The organism is Hoeflea ulvae, assembly GCF_026619435.1.
GTDB classification, from domain to species: domain Bacteria; phylum Pseudomonadota; class Alphaproteobacteria; order Rhizobiales; family Rhizobiaceae; genus Hoeflea; species Hoeflea ulvae.
Genome location: NZ_JAOVZQ010000001.1, coordinates 197,041 through 218,108, shown reverse-complemented (window position 1 = coordinate 218,108; position 21,068 = coordinate 197,041). Strand labels below are relative to the sequence as shown.

Annotated in this window: 24 protein-coding genes; 17 read left to right on the top strand and 7 right to left on the bottom strand. The window is 61.9% G+C overall.

Going from position 1 to position 21,068, the window contains the following annotated elements; translation table 11 throughout:
- The first annotated feature begins 6 nt into the window (after positions 1–6).
- Genes OEG82_RS01095 through OEG82_RS01080 form a run of 4 tightly spaced genes read left to right on the top strand, consistent with a single transcriptional unit; the run spans position 7 to position 2,462 of the window.
- On the top strand, positions 7–258 hold the full coding sequence (locus tag OEG82_RS01095) for a hypothetical protein (RefSeq protein WP_267610617.1): 252 nt from the start codon (positions 7–9) through the stop codon (positions 256–258).
- On the top strand, positions 255–515 hold the full coding sequence (locus OEG82_RS01090; protein ID WP_267610616.1) for a hypothetical protein: 261 nt from the start codon (positions 255–257) through the stop codon (positions 513–515). The genes OEG82_RS01095 and OEG82_RS01090 overlap by 4 nt, the downstream gene beginning before the upstream one ends.
- Positions 516–539: 24 nt before the next feature.
- On the top strand, positions 540–1,946 hold the full coding sequence (lpdA, locus tag OEG82_RS01085) for a dihydrolipoyl dehydrogenase (RefSeq protein ID WP_267610615.1): 1,407 nt from the start codon (positions 540–542) through the stop codon (positions 1,944–1,946).
- 36 nt (positions 1,947–1,982) lie between these two features.
- Complete coding sequence (locus OEG82_RS01080) at positions 1,983–2,462, top strand: DUF2867 domain-containing protein (RefSeq protein WP_267610614.1); 480 nt, start codon at positions 1,983–1,985, stop codon at positions 2,460–2,462.
- Positions 2,463–2,541: 79 nt separating this feature from the next.
- Here OEG82_RS01080 and OEG82_RS01075 read toward each other — a convergent pair whose 3' ends face one another.
- The 3 genes from OEG82_RS01075 to OEG82_RS01065 form a co-directional block, all read right to left on the bottom strand.
- Entirely contained in the window at positions 2,542–2,883 is a 342-nt protein-coding gene (locus tag OEG82_RS01075; RefSeq protein ID WP_267610613.1) for a hypothetical protein, read from the bottom strand.
- An 89-nt stretch (positions 2,884–2,972) separates the two neighbouring features.
- A complete protein-coding gene (locus OEG82_RS01070; protein ID WP_267610612.1) occupies positions 2,973–4,055 on the bottom strand; it encodes a TraB/GumN family protein in 1,083 nt (360 codons plus the stop codon).
- A gap of 204 nt (positions 4,056–4,259) precedes the next feature.
- Complete coding sequence (locus OEG82_RS01065; protein ID WP_267610611.1) at positions 4,260–5,195, bottom strand: tyrosine recombinase XerC; 936 nt, start codon at positions 5,193–5,195, stop codon at positions 4,260–4,262.
- A 162-nt stretch (positions 5,196–5,357) separates the two neighbouring features.
- Between OEG82_RS01065 and OEG82_RS01060 the strand changes: the two genes are divergently transcribed.
- The gene (locus OEG82_RS01060; protein WP_267610610.1) at positions 5,358–6,266 is read left to right on the top strand and encodes a GNAT family N-acetyltransferase; all 909 of its coding nucleotides are present in this window, start codon (positions 5,358–5,360) and stop codon (positions 6,264–6,266) included.
- Positions 6,267–6,411: 145 nt separating this feature from the next.
- Here the strand turns inward: OEG82_RS01060 and OEG82_RS01055 are convergent, their stop codons facing one another.
- Complete coding sequence (locus tag OEG82_RS01055) at positions 6,412–6,684, bottom strand: hypothetical protein (protein WP_425497501.1); 273 nt, start codon at positions 6,682–6,684, stop codon at positions 6,412–6,414.
- Positions 6,685–6,999: 315 nt separating this feature from the next.
- Here OEG82_RS01055 and OEG82_RS01050 point away from each other — a divergent pair, with 315 nt between their 5' ends.
- Positions 7,000–7,743, top strand: a complete 744-nt coding sequence (locus tag OEG82_RS01050; RefSeq protein WP_267610609.1) for a hypothetical protein — start codon at positions 7,000–7,002, stop codon at positions 7,741–7,743.
- Positions 7,744–8,062: 319 nt separating this feature from the next.
- Here OEG82_RS01050 and fsa read toward each other — a convergent pair whose 3' ends face one another.
- Positions 8,063–8,716, bottom strand: a complete 654-nt coding sequence (gene fsa, locus OEG82_RS01045) for a fructose-6-phosphate aldolase (protein WP_267610608.1) — start codon at positions 8,714–8,716, stop codon at positions 8,063–8,065.
- Between the two features lie 94 nt (positions 8,717–8,810).
- Between fsa and OEG82_RS01040 the strand changes: the two genes are divergently transcribed.
- Together OEG82_RS01040 and OEG82_RS01035 are read left to right on the top strand one after the other, a co-directional pair.
- Positions 8,811–11,015, top strand: a complete 2,205-nt coding sequence (locus OEG82_RS01040; protein ID WP_267610607.1) for a primosomal protein N' — start codon at positions 8,811–8,813, stop codon at positions 11,013–11,015.
- A gap of 245 nt (positions 11,016–11,260) precedes the next feature.
- Positions 11,261–11,731 (top strand): nuclear transport factor 2 family protein, encoded by a 471-nt coding sequence (locus OEG82_RS01035; RefSeq protein WP_267610606.1) that lies wholly within the window; start codon positions 11,261–11,263, stop codon positions 11,729–11,731.
- Positions 11,732–11,876: 145 nt separating this feature from the next.
- On the opposite strand, the gene OEG82_RS01030 is transcribed toward OEG82_RS01035, so the two are convergent.
- Positions 11,877–12,089, bottom strand: a complete 213-nt coding sequence (locus OEG82_RS01030; protein ID WP_267610605.1) for a DUF2061 domain-containing protein — start codon at positions 12,087–12,089, stop codon at positions 11,877–11,879.
- Positions 12,090–12,223: 134 nt separating this feature from the next.
- Here OEG82_RS01030 and OEG82_RS01025 point away from each other — a divergent pair, with 134 nt between their 5' ends.
- Entirely contained in the window at positions 12,224–13,069 is an 846-nt protein-coding gene (locus OEG82_RS01025) for a helix-turn-helix domain-containing protein (RefSeq protein WP_267610604.1), read from the top strand.
- 12 nt (positions 13,070–13,081) lie between these two features.
- Here the strand turns inward: OEG82_RS01025 and OEG82_RS01020 are convergent, their stop codons facing one another.
- A complete protein-coding gene (locus tag OEG82_RS01020; protein ID WP_267610603.1) occupies positions 13,082–13,990 on the bottom strand; it encodes a LysR family transcriptional regulator in 909 nt (302 codons plus the stop codon).
- 97 nt (positions 13,991–14,087) lie between these two features.
- On the opposite strand from OEG82_RS01020, the gene OEG82_RS01015 reads away from it, so the two are divergent.
- From OEG82_RS01015 to OEG82_RS00980, 8 genes are all read left to right on the top strand, one after another.
- Positions 14,088–14,744: a DsbA family protein gene (locus OEG82_RS01015; protein ID WP_267610602.1), complete on the top strand. Its 657-nt coding sequence runs from the start codon at positions 14,088–14,090 to the stop codon at positions 14,742–14,744.
- Between the two features lie 43 nt (positions 14,745–14,787).
- Positions 14,788–15,684, top strand: a complete 897-nt coding sequence (locus OEG82_RS01010; RefSeq protein WP_267610601.1) for an MBL fold metallo-hydrolase — start codon at positions 14,788–14,790, stop codon at positions 15,682–15,684.
- A gap of 2 nt (positions 15,685–15,686) precedes the next feature.
- Complete coding sequence (locus OEG82_RS01005; RefSeq protein WP_267610600.1) at positions 15,687–16,076, top strand: nuclear transport factor 2 family protein; 390 nt, start codon at positions 15,687–15,689, stop codon at positions 16,074–16,076.
- Positions 16,077–16,337: 261 nt separating this feature from the next.
- Entirely contained in the window at positions 16,338–17,276 is a 939-nt protein-coding gene (locus OEG82_RS01000) for a DMT family transporter (protein WP_267610599.1), read from the top strand.
- 152 nt (positions 17,277–17,428) lie between these two features.
- Complete coding sequence (locus OEG82_RS00995) at positions 17,429–17,818, top strand: AGROH133_08824 family phage infection protein (RefSeq protein ID WP_267610598.1); 390 nt, start codon at positions 17,429–17,431, stop codon at positions 17,816–17,818.
- A 248-nt stretch (positions 17,819–18,066) separates the two neighbouring features.
- A complete protein-coding gene (locus OEG82_RS00990; RefSeq protein ID WP_324288918.1) occupies positions 18,067–18,627 on the top strand; it encodes a F0F1 ATP synthase subunit delta in 561 nt (186 codons plus the stop codon).
- Positions 18,627–20,156 carry a F0F1 ATP synthase subunit alpha gene (gene atpA, locus OEG82_RS00985; protein WP_267610597.1) on the top strand — a complete coding sequence of 510 codons (1,530 nt, stop codon included), beginning with the start codon at positions 18,627–18,629 and terminating at the stop codon, positions 20,154–20,156. Before OEG82_RS00990 ends, atpA begins: the two co-directional genes overlap by 1 nt.
- A gap of 27 nt (positions 20,157–20,183) precedes the next feature.
- Positions 20,184–21,062 carry a F0F1 ATP synthase subunit gamma gene (locus OEG82_RS00980; RefSeq protein WP_267610596.1) on the top strand — a complete coding sequence of 293 codons (879 nt, stop codon included), beginning with the start codon at positions 20,184–20,186 and terminating at the stop codon, positions 21,060–21,062.
- Positions 21,063–21,068 lie beyond the last annotated feature (6 nt).

The following is a 21,068-nucleotide window of genomic DNA, read 5'->3' as shown; positions in this document are numbered from 1 at the left end:
GCCATGATGGCTTCGGCACGGCTCCTGGCGCTTGCGGCCCTTTCGCTGGTTGCAGGCGCCCCATCGGCAATCGCCGCCTGCCCGCAGGCGCTGGCGGTCTATGCGGATCCGGCATCCGGGGCGGAGATCGCCTTTGCCGGGCCGCTGTCGGATGCCGATGGCATGCAACACCGGTTCAGCCTGAGTTTTGCCGGAAATGGTGTTAGGATGGATGGCGTGGTGATGATGGCGGGCGCGCCGGACCGGCCCTGGGGGTGATCCTGCATCAATGCCCCGAGGGTGACGCCACCGGCGCCGAGATTGCCGCCTGCACCGTCTGGGAAGGGCCGCTCTACGCGGTCGACGCCACGGGCGGGGCGGGATGGCTGCCGGTGCTGGATGCGGCCCATGCCGCAGGCGAAAGCCTGCTGCTGCCTGATTTCGGCGCGGCGGTGATGCGCTCGCAGGCGTGGCAGAGCCAAGAAGTAACTAAACTTCCCGGTGACGTGTTTCGTTTGAAAGCCTGCCAGGAATGAATTTCGGATCATAAGGACAAGACCATGAGCTACGACGTCATCATCATCGGTTCCGGACCCGGCGGCTATGTCTGCGCCATCAAGGCGGCGCAACTCGGCCTGAAAGTGGCTGTGGTGGAAAAGCGCGCAACCTTCGGCGGCACCTGCCTGAATATCGGCTGCATTCCGTCGAAAGCGCTGCTGCATGCGTCCGAAGTTTTCGCGCATGCCAGTCACGGCATGGAAAATCTCGGCGTCGAGGTCGGCAAGCCCAAGCTCAATCTGGAAAACATGATGGCGCACAAGGACGCCACCGTGAAATCCAATGTCGACGGCGTCGCCTATCTGTTCAAGAAGAACAAGATCGACAGCTTTCTCGGCCATGGCAAGGTGCTGGGCGAAGGCAAGATCTCGGTCACCGACAATGACGGCAAGGTGACCGAACTCGAAGCCAGGAACATCGTCATCGCCACCGGCTCCGATGTCGCCGGCATTCCCGGCGTCAAGGTCGATATCGACGAGAGCGTTATCGTGTCCTCGACCGGGGCCATCGCGCTTGACAAGGTGCCGGAGCACATGGTGGTGGTCGGCGGCGGCGTGATCGGCCTGGAAATGGGCTCGGTCTGGGCCCGGCTCGGCGCCAAGGTCACCGTGGTCGAATATCTCGACGCCATTCTGGGCGGCATGGACGGCGAAGTCGCCAAGCAGTTCCAGCGCATTCTCGCCAAGCAGAACATGACCTTCAAGCTCGGCGCCAAGGTGACCGGCGTTGAAAAATCAGGCGACGGCGCCGGGGTGACCTTCGAACCGGTCAAGGGCGGCGAAGCCGAGACCATTGACGCCGACGTGGTGCTGATCGCTACCGGCCGCAAGCCGTTTACCGAAGGCCTGGGCCTGGAAGACGCAGGCGTGGTGCTGGACGAGCGCGGACGGGTGCGCACCGATCACCACTACCAGACCAATGTGCCCGGCGTGTACGCGATCGGCGACGTGATCGTCGGTCCGATGCTGGCGCACAAGGCCGAGGACGAGGGCGTGGCGCTGGCCGAAATCATGGCCGGTCAGGCAGGCCATGTGAATTACGGCGTGATCCCCGGCGTGGTCTATACCAATCCGGAAGTGGCAGCGGTCGGCAAGACCGAGGAAGAGCTCAAGGCCGAGGGCATCAAGTACAAAACCGGCAAGTTCCCGTTCTCGGCCAATGGACGGGCGCGGGCAATGCTCGCCTCCGACGGCTTCGTCAAGGTGCTGGCGGACGCTGAAACCGACCGGGTGCTGGGTGTCCACATCATCGGCTTCGGAGCCGGCGAGATGATCCATGAAGCCGCCGTGCTGATGGAATTCGGCGGTTCGTCCGAGGATCTCGGCCGCACCTGCCATGCCCATCCGACCATGTCGGAAGCGGTGAAAGAGGCAGCGCTGGCGACCTTCTTCAAGCCGCTGCACATGTAATCCGGTGATTTTCCTGCGGCGAAAATTGCGAGCGCAATGAAGGCCCGGGAGATCGAGGTCGACCTGCCGCATCCGGCCTTGCCGGGTGCGGACTGGGCCGACTGCTTCGAAGTGCAGAGCGATCAGAACGGCTTGAATGCCGAGCAGGCAGCACATCAGGCGTTCGGGCGTCTGCCCTCATGGGTGGCGCCGCTGATGGCGCTGCGAAATCTTGTCGTCCGGCCGTTCGGTCTCAAGGGCGGTCTCAAGGGCGATCCCGAAACCGCGGCTGCGGGCACGCGCCGCATCGGCATGTTTCCAATCATCAGCAACACTGCACGCGAGATCGTGTTGGGCTTCGACGACAGCCATCTCGATTTCCGCATTGTCGTTGAAACCGATGTCCGGCCCGCGGGCACCGCCGTGCGGCTGATGACCCTGGTCAGGCGGCACAACCGGTTCGGCCGTGCCTATCTGGCCGTTATCATGCCGTTTCACAAACGCATTGTCGCAGCGGCGCTGTCGCGGGCCGGATAAACTTTTTCCGTACTCGCAACGCAAAACCGCCCGGCAGAACCGGGCGGCGGGGGAAGCATTGTTGCTTGTAGTTCCGGTGTTACAGATTGCCAGCCGGTGCAGCGTCATTGGCTGCAGGTGCCGCGGCATCGGGGGCTGCCGGTGCGACCTCGGCCGGAGCATCAGGTGCGGGAACCGGGCGGGCCGGGTCTACAGCCGCATCAGGGGCGACCTGTTCGCTGACGGCAGGCGCAGCGGTGTCGCGGACACCCGCTTCATCGTTTGACCAGAAAGCGAAGACCGCGAAGGCCAGCACGAAGAACAGGATGATTGCGGCAATCACGCCATTGTTGTTGCCGGATCTGACGACAGTCGTTTCATGAACACGCTCATTCGGACGAACCTTGTCGCCGGAGCGAGGGTAGGGATTGTATTCGACCATTTGACATCTCCTTTGTCTGTCACACGGAAAAAACGCGGTGACAGGGAGATAGGTTCCGGCGCGCTGGATGCGCCGGGCGTCACAGATTGTTACCGGACGGAACTGACCGTGTAGCCGGCGGTCTGAAGCAGGGAGACCAGCCCCTCGTCACCGGGCAGGTGCAGCGCGCCGACGGCGATGAAGGCATCGCCCTTTGCGAGAATGGGCGCTGCGCGTTCGGCCATGACATGGTTGCGCATGCGCACGATGCGTTCCTCGAACTCGGCATAGCCGTCAATGTCCTCATCGGCCCCATCCGGCCCCGAGGCCATGATCACCGGCATGATCAGCGCGATCTCGCCTTCGAGATAGAGCTCGGTCATGGTCGCCATGATATCGGGCATCAGTTCGGCGAGCTTGATGGTTTCGACCAGGCCGCGAATGTGAAACTCCATCGGCAGGTCGGCCATCGCCGCCATTTGCTCGCCAATGCTTTCCAGCCCGAGCACGGTTTTGCCTTCGGCCTTGGCGGTATTGGCGATCCTGACGTCGAGGAATTCGGCGCCGGCGGTCTTGCGCGCCAGTTCACAGGGCGGCAATGCCACAAGCCCGGCGATCATCCAGGGCTTCATGCGCGAGACCAGCGCCAGCGGAATGCCGCGGCGCGACAGTTCGGCTTCGACCAGGCCTGCGTCCTCGTCGCTGAGAAACGACTTCAGCGTGCTGCCATCGGTGAACATGGTCAGTTCCGGTTTGGACAGAAGTGCCGCCTGGGCCTTGGCCGGATCGAGAATGTCGACGGTTTCGATGACCACGGTACCGGCGGCGTCAAAGGCGCTTTGCGCGGCGTCGGGCAGGCGGGTGACACGCGGATCGGTGACATGCATGGTGCCGAACAGCCAGGATGCCGGGGTTCCGGCCTTCTCGACCTTCCACAGCAGGCCGGAACCGTTGTTCGTGGCCTTGGCCTGAGCGCGGGCTTCGGCGAGCTTGCCGGATTCGAGCGTGGTCACGAGGCTCTTGCCGTCACAGGCCGGAATTTCGGTGGCGCGGGACTTGCCGACGCCGAAGAACAGCCCGACCGCAAGCAGGATCAGCAGCGCGAAGGGCAGGGATGCAGCCAGGCAGAACATCACGCCCGGAAGTCCGGCGCAGGTGGTCCGTAACTGAGAGACATAGGAGTGGTGCTGCATCGGTCTGGCCGTCCGTTGTGGATTCGAACAGCAGTCTAACCGCTCAAGCGCGACCAACCGGTTAATTGCGGCCCGGGATTCTCGGAATGGTAAATGCGGCGTTAACCCCGGAATCGGCTGCGGATCATGCCGGGAAACGGCACGATGATCGTGGTTCGAGCGGTGTTTCAGCGCCGTCAGGACCCGCAGGAAGGGCGACCGGTTTCAGGCGCGGGGATGGGCCCGGTCGTAGATTTCGATCAGCCGGCTCGAATCAATGCCGGTATAGACCTGGGTGGTCGACAGGCTCGCATGGCCGAGCAATTCCTGAATGGTGCGCAAATCGCCGCCGCCGGCCAGAAGATGGGTGGCGAAGGAATGCCGGAGCGCGTGCGGGGTTGCGCTGTCGGGCAGGTCCAGCGCACCGCGCAGACGCCGCATTTCCTTCTGAACGATGGCCGGCTGCAAGGGGCCGCCGCGCACGCCGCGGAACAGCGGGGTGTCGGCATCGGGCGAGAACGGGCAGAGCTTGCGGTAGACGGCGATGGCTTCCCCGGCCGCAGGCAGCAGCGGCACGATCCGGGTCTTGCCGCCCTTGCCGGTGATTCGCAGCGTCTCGCCATCGCGCGGCAGATCATTGACGGTAAGCGATAGGGCTTCGGAAATGCGCAGCCCGCAGCCATAGAGCAGGGTCAGCACAGCCGCGCTGCGGGCGGCGACCCAGGGCTCGTCGGAGAGCTGCAGATCGGCGTCGACGACGCGCAGGGCGTCGCGCGCGCTCAGCGGCTTGGGCAGGGATTTGGGCTGGCGCGGCGAGCGGGTGGCCGAGGCGCCGGCGGCATTGGCCATGCCCTTGCGTTCGAGATGGCGCAAAAAGGAGCGGATGCCGGCAAGCCCGCGGCCAAGGGTGCGGGCGCCGGCGCCATCGCGCCGCCGCTCGGCCATGAAGGCGCGCAGATCGAGCGTGCGCAGATCCGCCAGGTCGGAAATTTTCGGAGGGCCGGCCAGGTGCCGGGTCAGGAAGGCCAAAAACTGCCGCACATCGCGCTCATAGGCATCTGCGGTTTTTGGCGACAGGCGGCGCTCGTCAATCAGCTGGCGCAGCCAGCGTTGCTGTTCGAGAATGACATCCGGGGCGGCGATGACAAGCGGTTGCTGCATGACAATTCCAGTGACCGGTCCGCGATTTGTCGCGGAACCAAGACCTGACTATTGCATTGGAGCCTTAGCGCGGAGTAAACGGGAGCGTTCGCCCGATGTCATCATGGCATCACATTGTCTTGCCATAGACGTGCGAACGCGGAATCCAGAGGGGTCGAGTCCATGGCTTATGTGGCGGAGATTTCAGACCGTTTGCAGGTGCTTGCCCACGGACGCCCAGGGCATATCATCGATCAGCTGATCGCCGAGCGCGGCGGCCGGCTGGTTGCCCATCCCGGATGGCCGCTGATGCGGCCGTTTCTGTATGCGACGCTGCAATATGGTGCTGCCGTGCGGATGGCCGATGCCGTCGGCTCGCTGACCGGGCGCGAGGCGCTGCAGCACCTGAGCGACCTGCTGCGGCTCGACATCCAGTCGCGCGGTGCGGACAGGATCCCCAAACAGGGCGGCTTTCTGCTGGTCGCCAACCACCCGACCGGCATTGCCGACGGGGTGGCGATGTTCGATTTTCTCAGCCAGCACCGTCCCGACATGATGATTTTCGCCAACCGCGACGCGGTGCGGGTCAGTCCGCGGCTCAATGAAATCATCATCCCGGTGGAATGGCGCGACGAGCACAAGAGCCGCGACAAGACCCGCGAGACGCTGCAGCTGACCAACCGCGCAGTCCAGGACGGCAAGGCCACGGTGCTGTTTCCCTCGGGCCGCATCGCCTTCTGGCACGAGAACAAGCTGACCGAACGGCCCTGGAAGGTGTCGGCGGTGACGCTGGCGCGCCGGCACGGGCTTCCGATCGTTCCGGTCAATATCTCGGCGCGGAATTCCGGGCTGTTCTACTGGCTGTCGAAACATTCGACCGAACTCAGGGACATGACCGTGTTCCACGAGCTGCTCAACAAGAAGCGCCACACATTCCGCTTCACCGTGGGCGGCACGATCCTGCCGGAGGACCTCGATTCCGATCCGGCCGAGGCGGTCAAGGCGCTGGAATATCATACGGTGCACGGGCTTGCCAAAGACCCGGACCGGGCATTCGAGGCCGCTCCCGCCGGCTGGAGCCAGGCCGGCTGAGTTATTCATCCTCCCCGGCCTGATTGATATTCGCGTCGCTTTAGCTTGTTGAGAGCCGTTCGAATATCCGGCGGCGATCACGACGCGAACCCGCACCATAAGCTATGGGAATAGAATAGGGGCGACCCGGAGGCCGCCCCAGTTCTTAGGCTGCCAGAGCAACCGGGAAGTCGGGAGGAAAATCAGGGGCAGGCGGCACTTCGGCAAACCGCCTGCCTCCCATCACGTCCGCAATACGGCCAAAGTTGAGGCCAGGGTAGTAACCCGTAATCCACGAATAAGGGATGTTCTGACTACGGGCCAGCTTGATAACTGCCGCCATTTCGGCGGTAAGCTCAAGGTCGTGCATGTCCTTCCTTTCTCGAAGGGAAGCGACCAAATAACGGTTGACGCGGATTCGGGAATGAATCATGGTCAATCTGTTAGTGTCCGTTATACGGTCATTGTTCTGACCCGAAACCATTTTCGGGCCAAGGTGGAGCAGGGCATTTGCGCCCCGCCCTCTTTTTTCCAGCCTGCAAAGTGGTGAAGCGCTTTGCGGGCTGGTTCGTTTATATCTGACACATCTTCGTAACCTCCTAGCTTAGCCCCGCGACTCAGTGCGGCGGATGAGTCTGACCTTACATCCGTCCATTCTCGCGTCAAGGCTTATACGCCATTTCGCTGGATTTTCTCTCCCTTTATGCGTATCCTGCACGTATCAAATAGATCTATTCGAGAACTGGAGATATTTATGAAAATAAAACAAAGAGTTAGGAGCCCAAGATATCCGGCGATCTCGCTGCAGGAGGCGGAAGAGATGGTGAGGCGGATCTTCGAGAAAGACGGAATGAACCCAGTGGACCGAGAGTCTGCTGTTCAGCACATGGGATATTCTAGTCTCAATGGGGCTTCAGCGACTGCTCTGGCGTCTCTGAAACAGTTTGGCCTGACTTCTGACGCAGGCAAGGGGATGTTGCAGCTTACCACCCTTGCTCTTGATTTGATCGAACCAGAGAGCGAAGAAGGGCGCGCCAAAGCGATTCAGGCAGCCGCGTTCACTCCTGATCTATTTTCGTCTCTTAGGCAGAGATTTCCTGAGACCGTTCCCTCGGAAGGCAATTTAAGGGCTCATCTGTTGAGACAAGAATTCACAAGTGCTGCCGTAAAATCCGTGGTGCCTGCTTATCTGCAAACTTGCGAATACGTGGCGGCTGCTGGAGAATCCGAAGAAACTAGAAATGACGATATTGTAGAGTCGGAATCGCCTCGATCTGAAAAGCAAGAGGCTGACAGAATGAGTCAGAATGCGCCACAAGACTATGTGCAGCAGGCAAACACGAGCGCCCCAGGCCAAGTTAAGCGCATGGTTTTTGATGCCTTAGAGGGTGAGGTAATGTTCACATACCCAGACAATCTTTCCGAGGAAAGCGTACAGGAACTTGAAGAATGGTTTGCTCTTGTCGCCAAGCGGTTACGGCGGGCAACCAAACATTGAGTCAAACGTGGGACTGCCAATGCCGGGCCGGTGGTCAGACTTCGCTTTAGCCGAAACGGCAACGATTACCTTAACGTATTGGATGCTGTTTGCATCAGGGGCAATCTTGTGGCCAAGCCATTACGCTGCGTAGGGGGGCAGTTGACGGGTAACGATTTTGTGGCGAATGCGGATTTTAGCGCCACGAATACGGGAGAAGGTCGTTTCTACTCGATTGCTGGGGCCGTCGTGGTGGATTCGCCTTTTTGGCAAGGGTCGGAGCAACAAAAACGGCCCGGGGACGCTCGGGCCGTTTATAATCGTCAGAACTGCTTTCAAGTCAGGCTATGGTTTGACCGGTCTTCTTCCAGTCGGCCAAAAATGCTTCCAGACCCTTGTCGGTCAGCGGGTGCTTGACCAGCGCCTTGATGGTGGAAGCTGGGATGGTCGCCACATCGGCACCGATCAGGGCCGCTTCGCGCACATGGTTGACGGTGCGGATCGAGGCGGCGAGAATTTCGGTGTCGAAGCCGTAATTGTCGTAGATCTGGCGGATTTCGCGGATCAGTTCCATGCCGTCGATGGCCATGTCGTCGAGCCGGCCGATGAAGGGCGAGATGAAGCTGGCGCCGGCCTTGGCGGCGAGCAGCGCCTGGTTGGCAGAAAAGCACAGCGTGACATTGGTCATGTGGCCGTCAGACGTCAGCGCCCGGCAGGCCTTGAGGCCGTCGAGCGTCAGCGGCAGCTTGATGCAGATGTTGTCGGCGATCTTGGCCAGAACCGCGGCTTCCTTCATCATCGCGTCATATTCGGTGGCCGCAACCTCGGCGGAAACCGGACCCTCGACGATGGAGCAGATTTCCTTGGTGACTTCGACAATGTCACGGCCGGATTTCATGATCAGCGAGGGATTGGTGGTGACGCCATCGATCAGACCCAGTTCGTTGAGCTCGCGGATTTCGTTGACGTCTGCGGTATCGACAAAAAACTTCATTTCAGTCTCCCAAGCTGCATGGCCGGCAGATCCGGCGTACCATTGATCAAATCTGGGTTCCCTTTAGCTCAAAGCGGGGGCAAGGTCACGCCACATGACCAAAGATTCGCGACAAATTTCAGGCGGGCTGTTTCCGCGCAAAGTGGTTCCGGTGCTCATCCCGATGCCGGCCGAGCGCGCCTATTCCTATGCGCTGCCCGAAGGGGTGGATGCGCAGCCCGGGCAGATCGTCCAGGTGCCGCTGGGGCCGCGGCTGGTGCCGGGCATTGTCTGGGATGGCGAGGCGGACGTGATCAACCCCGACAAGCTGCGCGAAATCGTCCAGGTGTTCGAGTGTCCGCCGGTTGTCGAGACGATGCGGCGCTTCATCGACTGGGTCTCGGCCTATACGCTCTCGCCGCCCGGGCTGGTGGCGCGGATGGCGCTCAGGGCGCCGGCGGCGTTCGATCCCGAACCGATGATCGATGCGCTGCGGCTGACTGCGGCGCGGCCGGAACGGATGACCGTGGCGCGGCAGCGCGTGCTCGAACAGGCCGGTGACGGGCTGGCCTGGACCCGCAGCGGGCTGGCGCATGCCGCCGGCGTGACCGCCAGCGTGATTGACGGGCTTTCGGCGCAGGGCGTGTTCGAGCCGGTGCGGCTGCCGCCGCCGCCGGTGGTGGCAGCGCCTGATCCCGACTACATGCCGGCGTCGCTGGAGCCGGAACAGGCCGAAGTGGCGGATGAATTGCGCAAGTCGGTGGCCGAGGGCGGCTTCAATGTGACGCTGCTCGACGGTGTCACCGGATCGGGCAAGACCGAGGTCTATTTCGAGGCCATTGCCGAGGCCATCCGCCAGGGCCGACAGGTGCTGATCCTGCTGCCGGAAATCGCGCTGACCAGCGCCTTTCTCGACCGCTTTCACCAGCGCTTCGGGGCGCGGCCGGCGGAATGGCATTCGGAACTGGCGCCACGCATGCGCGAAAAGGTCTGGCGGCAGACGGCGGAAGGCCAGGTCAGCGTCGTCGCCGGCGCCCGCTCGGCACTGTTTCTGCCCTTTGCCGATCTCGGGCTGATCATTGTCGACGAGGAGCACGACCCGGCCTTCAAGCAGGAAGACCGGGTGTTTTACAATGCCCGCGACATGGCGGTGGTGCGCGCCCGGCTGGCCGGCATCCCGGCGGTGCTGGCTTCCGCGACGCCGTCGATCGAAAGCCGCGTCAATGCGGCCCAGGGCCGGTACCGGCACCTGGTGCTGCCAAGCCGCTATGCCGAAGCGGTGCTGCCCGATCTGAAACTGGTCGATTTGCGCAGGCACGGGCCGGCGCGCGGCGGGTTTTTGTCGCCGGTGCTTCTGAAAGCCATGGCGGAGACGCTGGAACGCAAGGAGCAGTCGCTGCTGTTTTTGAACCGGCGCGGCTATGCGCCGCTGACCCTGTGCCGGGTCTGCGGCCACCGCTTCGAGTGCCCGCAATGTTCGAGCTGGCTGGTCGAACACCGCTTTCGCAGCCAGTTGCAATGCCATCATTGCGGCCATACGGAACCGACGCCGAACGCCTGCCCGTCCTGCGGCACGCTGGATCATCTGGCAGCCTGCGGCCCGGGGATCGAGCGGATTGCCGAGGAGGCGGACAAGCATTTCCCGGATGCCCGCACCATCGTGCTGTCATCCGACATGGCCGGCGGCACGCGGCGGCTCAGGATCGAACTCGAGGCGATCGCCGGGGGCGAGGCCGATATCGTCATCGGCACGCAGCTGGTGGCCAAGGGACACAATTTCCCACTGATGACGCTGGTGGGTGTCGTCGACGCCGATCTCGGTCTGTCGAATGGCGATCCGCGGGCGGCCGAGAGGACCTATCAGCTGTTGTCGCAGGTGACCGGGCGCGCCGGGCGTTCGGGTCACAAGAGTCTTGGCCTGATCCAGACCTTTCAGCCGCAGCATCCGGTGATGCAGGCGCTGGCCTCGGGCGATCCGGAAGCGTTTTACGAGCGCGAAACCGACGAGCGCAGCCGCGCGATGCTGCCGCCCTTCGGCCGGCTCGCCTCGGTGATCATCTCGGCCGCCACCAAGCCGGAAGCCGAGGGGCATGCAAGGGCGCTGCGGGCGGCCGCACCCGCCATGCCCGGCATCATGGTGCTGGGTCCGGCCGAAGCCCCGCTGGCCCTGATCCGCGGCCGCTACCGCTTCCGCCTGCTGGTCCACGGCGAACGCGGCCGCGACATGCAGGGCTTCATCCGGCAGATGCTGGCCAAGGGCCCGAAAGCGCGCGGCTCGGTGCAGGTGCAGGTGGATATTGATCCGCAGAGTTTTTTGTGAGGGGGGCGGGGGATGGACGTTCCACGGGCGTTTCACGCATTCGCCACAGGTCCTGTATTGGTGAAAATGGGCGGGAAGCGGACGTTTGCTGTGCCATGATTCAACGTCTGCTGTGCGGGACGAAGTTACCAATCGGACGAACACGGCTTGCTTTTTCGCGCCGCCATTGATACCGGAGCCACCATGATCAACCATCGTTTCCTACTTGCTCAAGGCACCTATTATCCTCGTCCCTGAGGCGGTGGATGACGTTGCTGATCCAAACCGCCGTGATTGGGCGGTTTGCTTTTTCAGGCACCCTGGTTGCGGCTCTTTCAACGGAGATTGAAATGACCACCAGACAGATTTGTCTCGACTATTTGAAAGCCCTGAACGAAGGAAGTCTCGAGGATGTTCGCGCCCTCTTCAGCGAGAACGCGAAAGTTGTATCCCCGCTCTATGGGGTCCGAAACGCCTTTGATTTCTATGCCGAACTTTTCAAGGACACGAGCAGGTCGGAAACCTCCTTGCTAAATGTGTTCGACACGTCCGAAACATCGAAATCGGTTGCCCTGCACTTCCGCTATCAGTGGACCTTGGCGGACGGAAAGCAGGTGTCGTTCGAATGTGTTGATGTGTTCGAACTGAACAGCGCGCGAGATCGGTTCGAAAAACTTACGATCATCTACGACACTGCACCGCTGCGGCAGGACTTCGACAACCTCAGGATCAAGTAAGCGATCCCTGCGGCCCGAGGGCGAATGGATGCCGTCGGGCCCCTATTGCGGCAATGGCCTCGGAGCCGACATTTACGGTACTAAGCCTGAGTGGCAGCTCTGGGCCGAAAGTGTCGATGCAAAGCGTTGTGTCGGAGGTCGGCATTCACGCTCTCTCGCGACCAATCCCCCATCTCACTCGCGCCCACGCCCGTTCATGAACGATGAAAAACGCCAGGCCGCTGGTGGCCGTGGTCAGTGCAAAACTCATGGCGGTCACCATGGAGCCGGTGTGGAACCAGGCCAGTGCGCCCGTCACTGCGAGGCCGAGGGCTTGCCAGGTGATGGCCTTGGCGATGGTTCTGAGTTTGGATTCCATGGTCTGCGGCGGCTCCCTGTGCTGGTTGCGGCAGGGGCTGTCTAGGCGTTTTGGGCGGGCGGCGGAATTCTGTATCTTTGCGGCAGAGACGCACTAATGTTGATTAAAATCACCAAGCGTGTGAAAGTGAAGCAATGCATAGACACGACCGCGCAGAGCTGTTTCGCACCCGTCTGGCCGCCCGGCTGGCGCTCACTGGCATGAGCCGTAGCGCCTTGGCGCGAGCGGCCGGTGTCGACCGCTCGACGATCGCGCAATTGCTGGCCGGTGACGAGACAAGGCTGCCGAATGCGCATCTGGCGGCGGAATGCGCCGAGGCGCTGGGGGTGAGTGCCGACTGGCTGCTGGGATTGTCGGACCGGCCGGAATCAGCGGCGGAAGTGCTGTCGGCGAACTTTCGCATGGCCACGGCGCAGCGCACACCGGCGGACGAGCAGATCATCGCCTGGCACCAGGAAGCCGCCGGGCACAAGATCCGGCACGTGCCGGCCTCGCTGCCCGACATCCTGAAGACCGAAGCGGTGCTGGAATGGGAATATGGCGCATTCCTGAACAAGACCCCGCAACAGGCGCATGGCGCCATGCGCGAGACCTTTGAATGGCTGCGCGCGCCCGGATCGGATTACGAGATCTGCGTCTCGACCGACAAGCTGCGCTCGCTGGTGAACGGCGAGGGCTACTGGGAAGGGCTCGATCGCGATGTGCGGGCGGCGCAGGTCGAGTTCATGGTGGAGCGCTGCACCGGGCTCTACCCCTCGCTGCGGCTCTATCTCTATGATTCGAAGAAGGTCTATTCGGCGCCGGTGTCGATTTTCGGCCGGCTGCTGGCGGCGGTCTATGTCGGGCAGTTCTACCTGGTCTATCGCGACAGCAAGCAGGTCAGCGCCCTGACCGAGCATTTCGACGCGCTGGTGCGCGATTCGGAGGTGGAAGCACGCAATGCCGGCAGGGTGATTCGCGAAATGTTCGAGCAGGCCTGAGTTCCGGTTCCATCACCGGCTGATGCGGGCTTTTTCGGCGACGATGAGCATCGAGACGAAGGCCGTCACCTTTGCCGGGCGGAAGCGCGAGGGCGGATAGACAGTGTAGATGCCGCCATCCCGCAGGCTCCAGCCGGGCAGGATGATCTGCAAATTGCCTGTCTGCAATTGGTCCTGGACCAGGTAGTCCGGCAGGACGGCAAGTCCCGCGCCGGCCTTCACCGCTTCAAGAAGGGCGGGTGTGCTGTCGATGGAGAACGTGTTCTGCATCTGCACCGTCACGTCGTCGCCTTTCGCGTTTGCAAACCGCCAGATATCGGGCTCGGTCATCATGGCATTGGAGACAAAATCGACCGTCTGAAGGTCGTCGGGATGGTTGATCTCCGGCACTCGGGAGAGATAGTCGCTTCCGCCGACCAGCACTTGGCGGAAGCCACCGATCTTTCTCGCCTGCAGAGCCGAATCGGTGAGCCAGCCGACGCGGATTGCCAGATCCAGCTCACCGGTCATCAGGTCGCTGCGGCTTTCGCCGAGGTGGAAATCCACCTTGCAGGACGGGTATTGGCGGCGAAAGGCGGCGACCACCGGCGTGACGATTGCGGTGCCGTAGTCGTTGGGTGCCGTCAAACGCAGCGTTCCTGTCGGCACGGCTGTCATCTGTGACAGCTCCTGGAAAGCTTCCTCGGCTTCCGAAAGAATGGTGGCGCAGCGGGCATAGAAGATCTCCCCCGCCTCGGTCGCGCTGACCTTGCGCGTGCTGCGGATCAGCAGCGTTGCCTGAATCTCCTGCTCCAGCTGGGTGATCTGGCTCGAGACCACCGCCTTGGTCACCTTCAGGCGCTCGGCCGCGCGGGTGAAGGACCCGGTTTCGACCACGGCGGCGAAATAGGCGAGGCGGTTGAGATTGTAGCCCTTTGTCATGGATTTGATTGTTAGTACTAGGCAAACAATATGTCAAAATCGTTTGTCTTTTACTAATCCGCTGAATCCACCATGTTGAGGGCCAAGGAGACAGACCATGACCCAACAGAGCATGACCAAGACACTCACATTGCAGTATCTGTTCGATCCGCTCTGCGGCTGGTGCTACGGCGCCTCGGCGACCGTTGCCGAGCTTGCCAAGCATCCCTCCATCGAGCTTCAGCCGCTTGCGACCGGCCTGTTTTCAGGCCGTGGCGCCCGGTCGATGGAAGGCTTTGCAGCCCAGGCCTGGCAGGCAGATCAGCGGATTGCGCAACTGAGCGGCCGCGCGTTCAGCGAGGCTTACCGGCGCGACGTGCTGGGCGCCAAGGGTGCGATGCTCGATTCGTCGATTGCGACGCGGGCTGTAACCGCTGTCTCGATGGAAGCCCCTGAGCGGGTGATCGAGGCGCTCAAGACGATCCAGGAAGCCCGCTATGTCGGCGGCAAGGATATCACGTCCGCCACGGTCGTTGCCGAGCTGCTGCGCGGCCTTGGCCTGATCCAATCCGCTGCCCTCGTGATCGAACCTGATGAGGCGCTTTTGCGTCTGCTTGAAGAGCGCACGGCAGAGGCCCACGCCACAATGGCAAAATTCCACGTTCAAGGTGTTCCCGCCCTGATCGTCGGCACCGGCGACGCGCGCCAGCCGATGAACGCAAGCGCGCTTTATTCCGGAACCCAACCCATGCTGGCTGCCCTCGGGCTCGCCTGAAATCTTCTCACCCGAAATCCCTCTCAAAAGAAAGAAAAGCCCCATGTTTACCAGGAGAACTGTCATGAAACTCACTGCAGCGGCAGGCGCCGCAACGCTAATGTCCTCAACCGGTTCGAAGGCAGCTGAAGCGGGTCTCACCTGGACGCATTATCCAGCCGGCGAGACTGGTTTCAACCGCGCACCCGTGCTGGTGACGGGCGAAACCGAAGCCCTGCTGATCGACGGTGGTTTCACGCTTTCAGACGGCCGCAAGCTGGCTGAAGAAATCAAGGCCACCGGGAAAAAGCTGACCACCATCTATGTGAGCCAGAGCGATCCGGACTTCTACTTCAGTCTGCGCCCGATCGTCGAGGCATTCCCCGACGCCCGCGTCATCGCAGCCAGCGCCACGGTCGCGGCGATCAATGCCAATGTGGAAAAGAAGATCGCGACCTGGGGTCCGCAGCTCGGCGATAACGGTCCGAAATCGGTCGACGAGGTGGTGATACCTGCGGTCTATGATGAGCCGACGCTGAGCGTCGACGGACATGAGATCTCGATCGTGACTGCAGAGGGCCTCGCCAATCGCCGCTATCTCTGGTCGGAAGACCTGCAGGCCGTGTTCGGCGGCGTGATGATCTTCTCCGACGTGCATGTCTGGGTTGCCGATACGCAGACCAAGGAACAGCGCGCTGCCTGGGTCGCCAATCTTGATGCCATCATCGCGCGCAATCCCGAAGTGGTTGTTCCGGGTCACATGACTCCTGATGCACCGCTGGGCGTGGTGGCTGTCGAGTATACCAAGGCCTATCTTCTGGCCTTTGAAGAAGAGCTGGCCAAGGCCGGCAATTCGGCTGAGCTGATTGCGGCCATGAAGGCCCGCTTCCCTGATCTGGGCGGCGTTGCCAATCTCGAGCTGGGGGCAAAGGTTGCCACCGGCGAAATGAAGTGGGGCTGATCATGGGGGCCAACCTCGATCTGGTCCGCGCGACCTACGAGGGTAGTTCGGAAGAGAACGGCCAGGCCCTTATGGCCGCTCTCGCTCCGGATGCCTCATGGACCGAAGCGGCAGGTTTTCCCTATGCGGGAACCTATGTCGGCCCTGACGCCATCATCAAGGGCGTGTTTCAGCGACTGGCCACGGAATGGGACGGCTATGCCGCCAAGGTCCATACATTCATGGAAGACGGCGACCGGGTTGCTGCCTTTGGCGAATACCAGGGCACCTATGTGGCGACCGGAAAGTCGATGCGGGCAAGCTTTGCTCATCTTTACGAGGTCAAGGACGGCAAGATTGTCCGCATGACCCAGTTCGTCGACAGCGCCATGGTGCAGGCCGCAATGGCCTAGACTGCGCTGGTCTCTGAGCCTTCCTAAATTTGACGACATTGTCCTCATGGCCGCAATCTCCGGGTTGCGGCCGTTTTCACGATCCCGCGCGGGCTTGCGGCGGGGCGAAGGCGGAGACCCGACGATCTGGTGTTGCGCATATTCGCGCGCCAGAGCCGCCGACCTGGTCGGCAGGCTTTGACAGATGCGTGGTTTGGGGTGCATGTCTGGTGTTTCCGCGCCTGTTGCTGTTGACGCGCGCGCCGCACAGAAAGCCTTGCCTTGGATTTCGAACCTATCCACCGCCCGGTGCGGCACGATGTTGACCGCGAAGCCATGCCGGCGGTGGCCATGGTCATGGCGCTGTGCACCTTCATGTCGTTTGCGGCGCTGGATACGACCGCCAAATATCTGGTCACCATCGGCTATGCGACAATCTTCGTGGTCTGGTGCCGGTTTCTCAGCCATGCGGTGATCGCCTTCTTTGCCTTCCAGGGCTGGCGCCGGGCCGACATGTACCGGATGACCAGCGCACCCTTGCAGGTGCTGCGCGGATTGCTGCTGCCGGCCACCACGCTGCTCAATTTCATGGCTTTGCGGGATCTGCAGCTGGCGCAGACCGTCAGCATCTTCCTGTCGGTGCCGATGATGGTGACGGCGATGGCCGGGCCGCTGCTGGGGGAATGGGCCGGAATACGGCGCTGGGCGGCGATCATGGTGGGCTTTGTCGGCGTGCTGATCGTGGTGCGGCCGGGAACCGACGTGTTCACCCCGGCCATTGTCTGGTCGATCGCCGCCACGGTGACCTATTCGCTCTACTCGATCCTGACCCGCAAGCTGGCGATGCAGGAAAGCCAGTCGAGCCTGGTGTTCTATTCCTGCATCTTTGCCGCGGTCCTGCTGGCGCCGCCGGCGCTGATCTACGGGCAGATGCCGCAGTCGGTGTTCGATTTTGCGCTGCTGGCCGGCCTCGGCGTGCTGGGAATGGGCGGGCATGCGCTGCTGGTCAAGGCCAGCCGGCTGGCCAGCGCGTCCAAGGTGGCGCCGTTCGTCTATTCGCAGCTGCTGTGGATGACCCTGCTCGGCTTTGTCGTCTTTGGCGATGTCCCCGACGGCTGGACCATGGTAGGAGCATCGATCATCTGCCTGAGCGGATTCTACATCATGAACCGGGAGCGGACGATTGCCCGCAGGGAACGGGCCATGGCCGCGCCCGACTGACAGGGCCGCCGCTGAACCACAGGCCGGGGCTTTGGCGGCGGGCGCGCCCGTGCTAAGGCGGCATCAAGCCTGTGGCGGCGGTACGTCCCGATGCGTCACTTTGGCGCTGGCGCGCCGCGCAGGCACCCAGGAATCAAGCGGAGATTGCGTCAATGATCGAGTTTTACTGGCCGACAACACAGGGCGAATGGCTGGCCTGGAGTTCGGCCCTGGCGACCGTCGGGTTCGGCCTGCTGCTGCTGTTTGCGCCGCGGCTGTCGCTCAGGATCCTGCGGCTGCAGACCGCGCCGGACCATCCCGAAGCGGTGTCGGAATCGCGCGCCACCATGGCCGGATTCTACCTTGGCGTGGGCATCTGCGCGCTGCTGTTCGCCCAGCCGCTGATCTATCTGACGCTGGGAGCGGGCTGGGCGTTCACCGCATTCGGGCGAATCATCTCGATGCTGTCGGACCGGGGCGTGACCCCCTACAATCTGGTCTCGGTGGTCATCGAGATCGTTCTGGCGGCTGCGCCACTGCTTTATGGACTGGGCTGGCTCTGAGCGCTATCGTGTTTTGCCGCTTGCTCAAACCGCGAGATCGGGGCATGTCATGCTAAAGCAGGTGTCATATGCTGCCTCCGGCGTGTTGCGACTCCCCGCGCTCTATGCTAGACGGACCGCGCATTTCGGGAAAAACAAGTTTTCGAGCTTGGGGGTCCCGAAATTTACCGAAACAAAATCAAAGGCTTGCCTTTCCGGATTCCGGTCGAGTGCAGGCTCTTGGATGCCAATGAGAGACAATCCCGCCCGTGGCAGATAACTCCCATCATATTTCTGGTGTCGCCGAACGCTATGCCTCCTCGCTTTATGAGCTGGCAGTTGAAGCCAATTCGGTTGATGCAGTGGCCAAGGATCTCGACCGTTTCAAGGTCATGATCGACGGCAGCACCGATTTGCAGCGTCTGGTCGACAGCCCGGTCTTTTCGGCTGAAGACCAGTCCCGTTCGATCATTGCACTGATTGAAAAGGCGGGCATTACCGGCCTGGTCGGCAACTTCCTCAAGGTCGTTGCCAGCAACCGCCGGCTCTTTGCCGTTCCGATGATGATCCGCGCCTATCACGAGGCTGTCGCCCGTGACCGCGGCGAGGTCACCGCCGATGTGACGACCGCCCATGCGCTGTCGCCGGAACAGGAACAAGAACTCAAGGCCACGCTTTCCAGCGTGACCGGGAAAACCGTGACGCTTGACGTCACAGTCGATGCGTCGCTGCTTGGCGGTCTGATCGTCAAGGTTGGCTCACGCCAGGTTGACACATCGCTTCGCACTAAACTTTCCACCCTTAAGCATACACTGAAAGAGGTTGGCTGATGGACATCCGCGCCGCGGAAATTTCCGCAATTCTCAAAGACCAGATCAAGAATTTCGGCAAGGAAGCCGAAGTCTCCGAAGTCGGTCAGGTCCTGTCCGTCGGTGACGGTATCGCCCGCGTTTACGGTCTGGACAATGTCCAGGCCGGTGAAATGGTCGAATTCCCCGGTGGAATTCGCGGCATGGCGCTCAACCTGGAAGCCGACAATGTCGGCGTCGTGATCTTCGGTTCCGACCGGGACATCAAGGAAGGCGACATCGTCAAGCGGACCGGCGCCATCGTCGACGTGCCGGTTGGTCCGGAACTGCTCGGCCGCGTCGTTGACGCGCTCGGCAATCCGATTGACGGCAAGGGTCCGATCAAGAGCAAGCTGCGCGCCCGCGTCGACGTCAAGGCCCCCGGCATCATGCCGCGCAAATCGGTGCATGAGCCGATGGCAACCGGCCTCAAGGCCATCGATGCGCTGATCCCGGTCGGCCGTGGCCAGCGCGAGCTGATCATCGGTGACCGTCAGACCGGCAAGACCGCGATCATTCTCGACACGATCCTCAACCAGAAGGCCATTCACGAGAACGGCCCCGACGCTGAAAAGCTCTACTGCATCTATGTTGCGGTCGGCCAGAAGCGCTCGACGGTTGCCCAGTTCGTCAAGGTCCTCGAAGACCGCGGCGCGATGAAGTATTCGATCGTGATCGCCGCGACCGCATCCGACGCCGCACCGCTGCAGTTCATCGCACCGTTTGCCGGTTGCGCAATGGGCGAATATTTCCGCGACAACGGCAAGCATGCCCTGATCGCCTATGACGATCTGTCCAAGCAGGCCGTTGCCTATCGCCAGATGTCGCTGCTGCTTCGCCGTCCGCCCGGTCGCGAAGCCTATCCCGGCGACGTGTTCTATCTTCACTCGCGCCTGCTCGAGCGCGCCGCCAAGCTCAATGAAGCCAATGGCAGCGGTTCGCTGACGGCTCTGCCGGTGATCGAAACCCAGGCCAACGACGTGTCAGCCTATATTCCGACCAACGTGATCTCGATCACCGATGGCCAGATCTTCCTTGAAACCGAACTGTTCTTCCAGGGTATCCGCCCTGCCGTGAACGTCGGTCTGTCGGTGTCCCGCGTGGGATCGGCCGCACAGGTCAAGGCGATGAAGCAGGTTGCCGGATCGATCAAGGGCGAGCTTGCGCAGTACCGCGAAATGGCGGCCTTTGCGCAGTTCGGTTCCGATCTCGATGCCGCGACGCAGCGTCTGCTCAACCGTGGTGCGCGCCTGACCGAGCTGCTCAAGCAGCCCCAGTTCTCGCCGCTCAAGACGGAAGAACAGGTTGCGGTGATCTTTGCCGGCGTGAACGGCTATCTCGACAAGGTCGACGTCAAGCAGGTCGGCAGGTTCGAACAGGGCCTGCTGGGTTACATGCGCAGCGAAGGCAAAGATGTGCTCGAGACCATCCGCAAGGAAAAGGCCCTCAGCGACGACACCAAGTCGAATCTGAAGGCCGCAGTCGACACTTACGCAAAAACCTTTGCTTAACGGCATAAGACCGAGGACGGATAACGGATGCCTTCACTCAAGGATCTGAAAAACCGGATCGCCTCCGTCAAGGCGACGCAGAAGATCACCAAGGCGATGCAGATGGTCGCCGCGGCGAAGCTTCGGCGTGCGCAGGAGGCGGCCGAGGCCGCACGGCCCTATTCGCAACGCATGGCAGCGGTGATGTCCAACATCGCCGAAGCTGTGGGTGGTGGTGACGAGGCGCCGCGTCTGATGACCGGCACCGGCAAGGACGATGTGCATCTGCTCGTCGTCTGCACCGCTGAACGCGGCATGTGCGGCGGCTTCAACAGCCAGATCGCCCGCTATGCCCGCGATCAGGTTCGCCGCCTGCTGGCTGACGGCAAGACCGTCAAGATCCTCTGCGTCGGCAAGAAGGGCTACGACATCCTTCGCCGCGAATATTCGGCTCTGATCATCGAGCGCGTGGATTTCCGCGACGTCAAGCAGATGAGCTTTGCCCAGGCCGAACTGGTCGCGGGCAAGGTCATGGATCTGTTCGAAAAGGGCGGCTTCGACGTTTGCACTCTGTACTATTCGGAGTTCAAGTCGGTCATCAGCCAGGTCCCGACCGGGCAGCAGCTGATCCCGGCAACCACCGGAGCCGTGAGCGCCGACGCAAGCGCCTCGGCGATCTACGACTACGAGCCGGGTGCAGAGGAAATCCTCGAGGATCTGTTGCCGCGCTCGATCAAGGTGCAGATCTTCAGGGCGCTGCTCGAAAACGTTGCAGGTGAAATGGGCGCGAAAATGTCCGCCATGGACAACGCAACCCGCAATGCTGGCGAGATGATCGACAAGTTGTCGATGAGCTACAACCGCCAGCGGCAGGCCCAGATCACCAAGGAACTCATTGAAATCATTTCGGGCGCGGAAGCGCTCTAAGGTACA